This is a genomic window from Caballeronia calidae (assembly GCF_900044055.2).
GTDB classification, from domain to species: Bacteria; Pseudomonadota; Gammaproteobacteria; order Burkholderiales; family Burkholderiaceae; genus Caballeronia; species Caballeronia calidae.
On record NZ_FCOX02000133.1, the window covers coordinates 1 to 8,889 of the forward strand.

Genomic DNA, 8,889 nt, shown 5'->3' on the forward strand with positions numbered 1-8,889 from the left:
TAAGTTTCAGACGTTTCGCGCCGAAAAGCTCGTCTCACGTCACGCGCAAAAAGCGCGCTATCAACAGCGAACGAGCGGCGCAAGCGAGTCGCAGTTCGACATGCTCAAGCGCCTCGAATTGCCGCCATCTGCGTTTCGCGATATCGCCGCCTATTGCGACCAAAAAGAGATCGCCTTTCTCTCCACACCGTTCGACATCGAATCAGCGATCTTGCTCGCGAGGATTGGTATGCAAGCGCTGAAAGTCTCTTCAGGCGATCTCACGGACATCCCGTTCCTGCGTCAACTTGGTGCGATGGGCTTGCCGATCATTCTCTCCACCGGCATGTCCACGCTCGGCGAAGTAGAGGATGCGCTCGAAACGCTCGAAGCTGCAGGTACACCGCTCGAACGCATTACGCTGCTCCACTGCACCACAGAATACCCGGCCCCCGTCGAAGAGGTCAATCTGCGCGCAATACGAACGCTCAGCACGGCTTTTCCACGCGTCGCGATCGGCTACTCCGATCATACCGAAGGCATCGATATTCCCATCGCCGCGGCCGCCCTCGGCGCGCGAGTAATCGAGAAGCATCTTACGCTCGACCGCGCAATGGCAGGTCCCGACCATCGAGCAAGCCTGGAGCCGCACGAACTCGCACAAATGATCAGCGCGGTTCGCCGTATCACGTCCGCGCTCGGCGACGGCCGCAAGCGCCCGTCCGCCTCGGAACTGCCAAATCGCCTCGCGGCGCGCAAATCGATCGTCGCGAGTCGCGCAATTGCCAAGGGCGAAGCGCTGTCGCCCGATAACCTCACCGTGCGTCGACCGGGATCGGGCATTTCGCCCGCACAATGGAATCGCGTCGTCGGCACGATTGCAATGCGCGCTTACGATGCCGATGAGCCGATTTGAAATGAACGCGCTTTCACCCTCTCGAGGACACGGCACATATTGACATGAGCAAGAGTCTTCTCGTCATCGGCTATGGATCGATCGGCGCACGCCACAGCAGGCTCGCCGAGGAACTCGGCGCGGATGTTTCGTGCGTAACGAACCATCCCGCAGCACCCTTTGCACCCCACGCACGTTTCGCGAGCGTGGCCCATGCGCTGGCCGAAGGCGTGCCAGATCATATCGTGATCGCCAATGCCACCGACCGCCATGCCCCTACCTTGGACGCGCTGGTGCAAGGCGGATTTTCCGGCCATGCACTCATCGAGAAACCGCTCTGTCGCGTTCACGACGAGATTCCAGTCACGCTGCCCTTTCACGCCTCGGTTGCCTACAACCTGCGCTTTCATCCGCTCCTCAGAACCCTGCGCGACGCGCTGGCAGCGCGGCCGATTTACAGCGCCAGCTTCTACGCTGGCCAGCACCTGCCGCAGTGGCGAGCGCACACGGACTACCGTTGTTCGTACTCGGCGCATCGCGAGCAGGGCGGCGGCGTACTGCGCGACTTATCGCACGAAATTGATCTTGCAATCTGGCTGTGCGGGCAGCCCCGCTCCCTCGCGGCCCTCGGCGGCCATCTGAGCGAACTCGAGATCGATAGCGAAGACGTCTACTCGATCCTGTCGATCCACGAGCGTTGCCCGGCCGTGTCGATTTCGATTAACTATCTTGATCGCATGCCCAGGCGCGTCATCACGATCAACGCCCGTGATTTGACCGCGTGCGTCGATCTCACTAACTCAACGCTGACACTCAACGGCGAGGTCCGTTACTACGAAGTTGCACGCGATGATACGTATCGCGCGCAACTGAAGGCGTTGTTCGATAACGACACGTCGACCATGTGCAGCTTCGATGAAGGCCGCGAAGTGATGCGCTTCATCGCGGCCGCGGAGTCGGCGGCCGCGGAGTCACGATGGGTTGTCCTCTAGCGAACCCGATCAGGGAATATCCACCCAAACCGATGCGCACGATTTCAGACCTGATGTCCCTTTCTGGCAGGACCGCCGTGATCACCGGCGGTGCCGGCCACATCGGCGCGGCGATCGCCCAGGCACTGGCCGAAGCCGGCGCGACGATCGCGCTCGCGGACCGTCAGCGAGATGAACTTGAACGATTAGCTCAACACATTCGTAGCACCACAGCCACGGCGGTCGCCACATTCGAAGTCGAGCTCTCAGACGAAGCGAGCGTGCGTTCGCTGCCTGCACGCGTTGCCAGCCAATGTGGAGGACTCGACGTGCTCGTCAACTGTGCGGCGTTCGTCGGCACCACGATACTCGATGGCTGGGCCGTGCCGTTTGAGCAGCAGCGCAGCGCCGCCTGGCGTGCCGCCTTCGAAGTAAACGTCACCGCAGCGTTCGAGCTCGTGCAGGAAGCGCTCCCATGGCTCAAGCGCTCCGGCAAAGGATCCATCATCAACGTGTCTTCGCTGTACGGCGTCGTGGGGCCGGATTGGCGGCTCTACGAAGGCACTTCAATGGGCAATCCGGCTGCCTATGGCGCAAGCAAGGGCGCGTTGACGCAGCTCACAAACTGGCTTGCGACTACACTCGCGCCCCATGTGCGTGTAAATGCGATGAGCCCCGGCGGCGTATGGCGCGACCAGCCTGCTGAATTCGTCGAGCGCTACTGCCAGCGCACGCCGCTCGAGCGCATGGCCACGGAGGAGGACTTCAAAGGCGCCGCGCTGTTTCTGGCAAGCGACATGTCGAGTTACATCACAGGCCAGAACATCGTCGTCGACGGCGGCTGGTGCGCCTGGTAAGCCATGAACAATCGCGACGAAGTATCGATGCTAACGCCGGTTCGAACGGATGCGGATCCGCTGCAAGGCCAGCGTGTACGGATGAGCCCGCAGGGCTCCGTTCTGTGCGCGCTTGCCGTCTGGATTCGGCGCATTCCCATCGCCTTCATGGCAATCTTTGCCGGAAGCGCACTTATTGTTTGCAATCCCGGCTACTTCTGGGATGACTGGGTGTGGCGCTTTCAGCCGCCCGACCAGAGCATCCGCATTGGCAAGGAACTGGGCATTTTTTGGGGTGGTTACCTGACCAACGCGATCAACGCGTTGGCGCATCCGTCGCTTGCCATGCGCGCGAGCGCGCTTCTCGCGTGGGTTATCGCAGGCGCTGCCGCTGCTTTCGCCCTCTACCGCCAGCGCGTGTTCTCGGCCGAGGACGCGTTTCAATACGGCCTAGTCTATGCCGCGACGCATGTCGCATCGATCCGGTTCCTCACCAGCGTCGCCATGTACAACGTCTACATCGCGTCGTTCTGGATCGGCTGTGCGTGCCTACTCGCAACCTCGAGACCCCGAAGGGGTCTACTGCTGAGCCTGCCGTTTCTTTTCTTTTCGTTCTACCTCAACTCGCTTATCGTCCTGTTCCTGGCGGTACTCATCCTGTTCGCGCTGCGTTACGCGAGCGCGAGCATCGATTGGTCCGCAAATTTTCCACGATGGTATCAACCCGCTGGCATTCGCGAACTACCCGCCGCGTTGCGCACGACGCTGCGCGAAGCTTGGACACCGCTGCTGCAGTTCGCCACAAACAACGCGATATTGCTCGCGCTGCCGTTCCTCTTCATGCTGATCAAGCGGCTTACAACGGTTAAATCTACGCTCTATGCGGACTATAACGACGTGCACTGGCGCACCGTTCTCTCGTCTCTCGTAGATGCATTCACGGCAATCCGACCAGTGCTGCGCGACTATTTCGCCACTTCTTCGCGCACCGTGACGCCGCTCATGCTAGCAGTCTGCAGTCTCATCTGCTTTGTGCTGCTGCGCATCATTCCCAGAAAGCGCCAGCGCACGACGCTGCTTGCAGCGCTCGCGCAAACGGCCCTTGGTTGGGTGCTGTTCGCCGCCGCAATCTATCCGTACCTGATCGTCGGCAAGGCGCCGTATCTCACGAGTTTCTACGATAGCCGCAACATCCTTCCGGCACTCACTGGGCTCGTTATCGTGCTGATCTCGTTCGCCAACGTTCTCGATCTGGCGTTTGCGAAGATTGCCGTGCTGCGCAATATCGGGCGCGATTTGCTGCTCGGTTACGTGCTCGGTGCATCGGTCGCGTGCGGCGTGGTTACTGGACTCGAGCTTTGGCGCGATTGGATTCGCCAGAGTGCGATCATGACGTTCGTGCGTACGCATCAAGCGCAACTCAAGAACGTGCGCACGTTCGTGTTCGACGACGCCGCGTACCGCATCGGCGATCGCAAGCTCTGGAACTACGAATACACGGGCGAATTAGTCGCTGTCTACCACTCGCACAAACGCCTGGGCGTTTCGATCGACGAATACGAAAATTGGCCCCCGAGGGTTCCGCTCATTGCGGACGAAGCATTGCGAAAGCGCTTCAACTTTGGCGACTACCAGTTCGACAAACCGCACGCGATTATTACTGTGCGCAACGGCGCGGTACCGCTGACCGATTCGAGAGTGCTATTGATCGTTGGCTCTTATTTCCACGGCGAACGTTGGGCGGAGCAGCTCGGCGCGTATGTCGAGCTCAGCATGGCCTACGAGTACGTGCAGGCCGACGCGCGCGTTGCCGAGACATTCGATATAGCCAATGCGTTGGCCGCCTACAAGCGCGATCACGGGCAGTATCCAGTCACGTCGGCGGCGGCGCCGGAAGACGGCATCTCCACTCACGAGCTTTCGCCAACCGAGCGCATCGGTCCGCCGATCGTGCGCGGCGACATTCCCGGACTGTTTCCCCTCTATATGCGCCGCACCATATCGATGGCGCCTCATGCCCTTGGCGAACCCACCTATCTCTATATGTCGGACGGGCTTGATTTCAAGCTCGTCTATTCCGATCCGCCCGACATTGCCTACGCGAAACAAGCCCATCCCGCCTTGATAGACCGGATGAGGCCAGCCTATGGCACCTGGACGCTCGGGGCAAAAAACTGGTGACCCCCTTCACGCTCTGCTCAACACAGAATTGATACTATGCGCTGCATATGCATTTTCACTGGGACACGCGCAGAATATGGCCTGCTATGTCCGTTGATTCGCGCACTCAAAGCCGAGCCGAACGTGACGGTCAAGCTGCTCGCGACTGGCTCGCACCTCGCCGATGCAAACGGTGCAACGTGGCATGAGATTGCAGACGATGGCCTCGTGATCGACGAGCGCGTCGAAATGCTAATGGACAGTGCGACGGACACGGGCGTGTACACGTCCATGGGACTCGGCATTATCCGTTACGGCGACGTATTCAGGCGCATGGCGCCCGACCTTCTCGTACTGCTCGGTGATCGCTATGAGAGCTTCGCGGCCGCTGCCGCGGCGACCGTCTGCAAGATCCCCATTGCTCATCTTCACGGGGGTGAACTCACGTACGGCGCCATCGATGACGCGTTCCGTCATGCGATCACGAAGCTGAGTCATCTTCACTTTGCGGCAACAGAAGTCTACCGCGCGCGGATTATTCAGCTCGGTGAAAATCCTGATCGTGTATTCACAGTCGGTTCGCTGGGTGTCGAAAATATCCACATGCTCGAGCTCCATGAGAAGGCCGAAACGGCACGCTTGCTCGGCATCGAAACTCGCGCACCTTACTTCCTCGTGACGGTCCATCCGGCGACACTTTCCATGAAGCCGTCCGAAGTGCAGCTGAACGCGCTGCTCGATGCGCTCGACAGTTTCCCGGATCACCTCGTGGTCGTGACAGGCGCCAATGCCGACGCCGGTGGCCTCGCGATCAACCGGTTGCTTGCGCAGCAAACAGCCAGGCAACCGCAACGCTATCGGTTTCGCATGTCACTAGGCACGAAACTATACTTGTCGGCAGCACGCGACGCGGCCGCCGTCCTCGGCAACTCGTCAAGCGCGATCATCGAAGTTCCGACGCTCGGTGTACCGAGCGTGGATATCGGCCCCCGTCAAGCCGGGCGCACACGCGGCGAAAGCGTCATCTCATGCGACGACGAGACCGCGCAAATCGTTGCCGCGATACGGCGCGCGCTGTCGCCCGCATTTCGCGAGATTGCCGCGCGCGCATCCAATCCCTACGACCGGCCTGGCACGACGGCACGCATCGTCCGCGAACTCGTATCGCTGGACACGGTTTGCGCGCTAAATAAAACGTTTTATGACCTTCGATAGCAACGGGGGTCCAGTGGGCCGCCACAGCGTGGACTCGCGTGCGCCCGCTCCTGTCATTTCGTCGAAATTGACTTGCTCAAAGAGCACTGATATGAACCAACTCCCCCTCGACCTCGACCGTCTCAAGATATCACTCTGCGACAGTCTCGCCGACGTCGTCGCCCGTATCCAGGCAAGCAGAGCGTTGGGCTGCGCGCTGATCTATGACGACAATGGGCATTTCGTGAACATCGTCACCGACGGTGATATACGGCGCGCGTTTCTCGAAGGCAAGCACGTCGATGCGACCGCGCGCGACATTCATGAGATCAAGCTCAAGTCCACGCGGCCAACGCCTATCACGGCTCACGTCGGCTCGACGCATGCTGAACGGATCGCGCTTTTTCGCCAGCACTCGCTGCGTCAGTTAATCCTCGTCGACGCACATGGTACGCCCGTTGACATCATCGATCATCAAGATATCAACTCGACGCCGGCTTATGTCAATCAACGCTTCACGGCCGTCGTGATGGCAGGCGGTTTCGGGACACGACTGCGGCCCCTCACGGCCGACACACCCAAGCCGATGCTGAATGTCAACGGCCGGCCGATGCTCGAGATCAGCATTGAGAAACTGATCAGCTATGGCGCCAGCCGTATTTTCATTTCCACACACTACCTGCCCGAGAAAATTGTCAATCACTTCGGCAACGGTGAACGCTTCGGCATACCGATCGAGTACATTCACGAAGAAACGCCGCTCGGCACCGGAGGCGCCTTGTCATTGCTTTCCTCTCGCGATGACACGACGCTCGTCTTCAACGGCGACATCCTCACCACCCTCGATGTCAGCATGTTCCTCGCTTACCATCTTAGAACCGAATCGGCAATGAGCATCGCCGCGACGCAGTACAGCTTTCAAGTGCCGTTCGGTGTAGTTGGCTCGACGGGATCGCAAGTCACACATATCGAAGAGAAGCCGAAGTTCAGTTTTCTCATTAATAGTGGCATCTACTTTCTTTCGCCAAGCGTCCTCGCCAGCTTGCCCCAAAATGGCCCCTATCACATGACCGATGTCGCGCACGAGCAGATCCGCCGTGGCGCGAACGTATCGTGCTTTCCGGTCTTCGAACACTGGTTAGATGTCGGCCGCCCGAGCGACTATGATCTTGCCGCGAAACTGTTCTGAGCGCGAATGAACACCCCCGAGCGGATTTCCCAGCTTGCCGGGAGGTCTCGTCACCCTATCACGTCGCTCCTGGCATTGCGCGTCTGGCAAGCAGGCGCCGGTCTAGTCACGACGCTGCTTGCCGCCCATGCCATGACGCCGGAGCTCCAGGGCTGGTACTACAGCCTCCTCAGCGTCGCATCGCTCTATACTCTCTTCGATCTCGGCCTGTCCACCGTGTTGGTTCAGCTCGCTGCCCATTCCTTTATCGGTCTGCGCTGGACAAGCGGAAATCGGCTTGAGGGTGAGACTCAGGCACACTTCAAATCATTGCTGGGTAAATCGGTCCGTTGGTACGCGATCGCGACAGTCGCCTTCCTTGTTTTGCTGCTGCCGGGTGGCTGGGTCTTCTTCAGCGAAAAAGCAAGCGCTGGCATGTCATGGAAATCTTGTTGGTTCGCACTCTGCACGCTTACCGCCGGCGGCCTCATCGCTCTGCCCTTCTTAGCCTTGGTGGAAGGCAGCGGTGAGATTGCACAAGTGTATCGGGTGCGGCTTACCACGTCGATTCTTGGTTCGCTCGCGTGCTGGGCAGCCCTCGTCACTGGAAGCGGTCTTTGGGCGGTGACAATGATGCCAGCCATGGCGCTGTGCGTGCCGCTCGTATGGCTGGCGTGTTGCCATCGGCCCCTCGTCGCCATCGCGCGCGAGAATCCGGATAAAACCTACCGGTGGCGGCAGGAAGTCTGGCCGCTGCAATGGCGACTGGCGATCAATTGGCTTTGCGGTTATTCGATCACGCAGATCAATATCCCGATTCTGTTCAACATGCAAGGGGCGATCGTGGCCGGACAGTTCGGCTTGTCGCTGACAGTTGTCAATACGATCGGACTCGTCGCGCAATCGTGGTTATTACGTCGCGTACCGGGCATGGCAAACGCGGCCGCAACGCGTGACTGGCGCCGACTCGACCGACTCTTTCTGCGCGATTTCTCCATCACGCTCAGCGTCTGTGCCGCAGGCGTCATGACGCTCCTGGGTCTCGTTTGGCTGATGGCGGACCAACCGATCGTACATCGGCTCTTGCCTTGGCCAGAATTGCTCGGATTGGCCATCTTCGCATGCACGAGCCAGTTTATCGGAGGGCTTGCGTTACAGTTACGCAGTTTTCGCCGCGAGCCACTGGTCTGGCTCACCCTCATCGCCACCTTGGTAACGGTGCCCGCAGCGCTTTATGCGACGCGGCACTATTCGTCGGCCGGTCTGATTGCAGTTTTGGCGGGCGTGAATGTCACTTTAAACCTACCGGCCAGTATCGGTATCTGGTACCGATGTAACCGCATATGGAGAGCAACTGAATGAATTGCGCACCGCCCATCAAATTGACGATCGCGATTCCGACCTTCAATCGAGCCCGCTATTTGCGGATAAATCTGCAGAGATTGGCGGAAGAAATGCCATCCACACTGTCTGGTAAGGTGGAAATTCTCGTTTCCGACAATCATTCGACGGACGAGACGCCCACGATCGTCGCTGATGCCATTCACGCCGGCTTGGTACTGCGGTACATTCGCAACGAACGGAATCTCGGATCGGATGCCAACATTGCGCAGTGCTTCAATGAAGCACGTGGCGACTATATACAGATTTTGGGCGATGACGATATCTACGTACGTGGGACGCTTA

The 8,889-nt window shown here is 59.3% G+C and carries 8 protein-coding genes; all 8 read left to right on the forward strand.

Annotation, left to right across the window (positions count from 1 at the left end):
• A partial coding sequence (gene neuB, locus AWB78_RS40355; protein ID WP_062612616.1) for an N-acetylneuraminate synthase occupies positions 1 to 895 on the forward strand: 895 nt, incomplete at its 5' end.
• A 44-nt stretch (positions 896 to 939) separates the two neighbouring features.
• The gene (locus AWB78_RS40360) at positions 940 to 1,866 is read left to right on the forward strand and encodes a Gfo/Idh/MocA family protein (RefSeq protein WP_062612617.1); all 927 of its coding nucleotides are present in this window, start codon (positions 940 to 942) and stop codon (positions 1,864 to 1,866) included.
• Positions 1,867 to 1,898: 32 nt separating this feature from the next.
• Positions 1,899 to 2,702: an SDR family oxidoreductase gene (locus AWB78_RS40365; RefSeq protein ID WP_062612619.1), complete on the forward strand. Its 804-nt coding sequence runs from the start codon at positions 1,899 to 1,901 to the stop codon at positions 2,700 to 2,702.
• A 3-nt stretch (positions 2,703 to 2,705) separates the two neighbouring features.
• Positions 2,706 to 4,862 carry a hypothetical protein gene (locus AWB78_RS40370; protein WP_062612620.1) on the forward strand — a complete coding sequence of 719 codons (2,157 nt, stop codon included), beginning with the start codon at positions 2,706 to 2,708 and terminating at the stop codon, positions 4,860 to 4,862.
• 36 nt (positions 4,863 to 4,898) lie between these two features.
• Positions 4,899 to 6,056 carry a UDP-N-acetylglucosamine 2-epimerase gene (neuC, locus tag AWB78_RS40375; protein WP_063959110.1) on the forward strand — a complete coding sequence of 386 codons (1,158 nt, stop codon included), beginning with the start codon at positions 4,899 to 4,901 and terminating at the stop codon, positions 6,054 to 6,056.
• Positions 6,057 to 6,147: 91 nt separating this feature from the next.
• Complete coding sequence (locus tag AWB78_RS40380; RefSeq protein WP_062612624.1) at positions 6,148 to 7,224, forward strand: nucleotidyltransferase family protein; 1,077 nt, start codon at positions 6,148 to 6,150, stop codon at positions 7,222 to 7,224.
• A gap of 6 nt (positions 7,225 to 7,230) precedes the next feature.
• Positions 7,231 to 8,565: a hypothetical protein gene (locus AWB78_RS40385; protein WP_062612625.1), complete on the forward strand. Its 1,335-nt coding sequence runs from the start codon at positions 7,231 to 7,233 to the stop codon at positions 8,563 to 8,565.
• Positions 8,562 to 8,889 (forward strand): glycosyltransferase family 2 protein (locus AWB78_RS40390; RefSeq protein ID WP_157697817.1); only part of this gene is annotated, 328 nt, incomplete at its 3' end. The genes AWB78_RS40385 and AWB78_RS40390, both read left to right, overlap by 4 nt.

Excerpts from the sequence above, each read along its gene's own strand:
- neuC (WP_063959110.1), top strand. The coding sequence starts at position 4,899 with ATGCGCTGCATATGCATTTTCACTGGGACACGCGCAGAATATGGCCTG.
- AWB78_RS40380 (WP_062612624.1), top strand. The coding sequence starts at position 6,148 with ATGAACCAACTCCCCCTCGACCTCGACCGTCTCAAGATATCACTCTGC.
- AWB78_RS40360 (WP_062612617.1), top strand. The coding sequence starts at position 940 with ATGAGCAAGAGTCTTCTCGTCATCGGCTATGGATCGATCGGCGCACGC.
- AWB78_RS40370 (WP_062612620.1), top strand. The coding sequence starts at position 2,706 with ATGAACAATCGCGACGAAGTATCGATGCTAACGCCGGTTCGAACGGAT.
- AWB78_RS40365 (WP_062612619.1), top strand. The coding sequence starts at position 1,899 with ATGCGCACGATTTCAGACCTGATGTCCCTTTCTGGCAGGACCGCCGTG.
- AWB78_RS40385 (WP_062612625.1), top strand. The coding sequence starts at position 7,231 with ATGAACACCCCCGAGCGGATTTCCCAGCTTGCCGGGAGGTCTCGTCAC.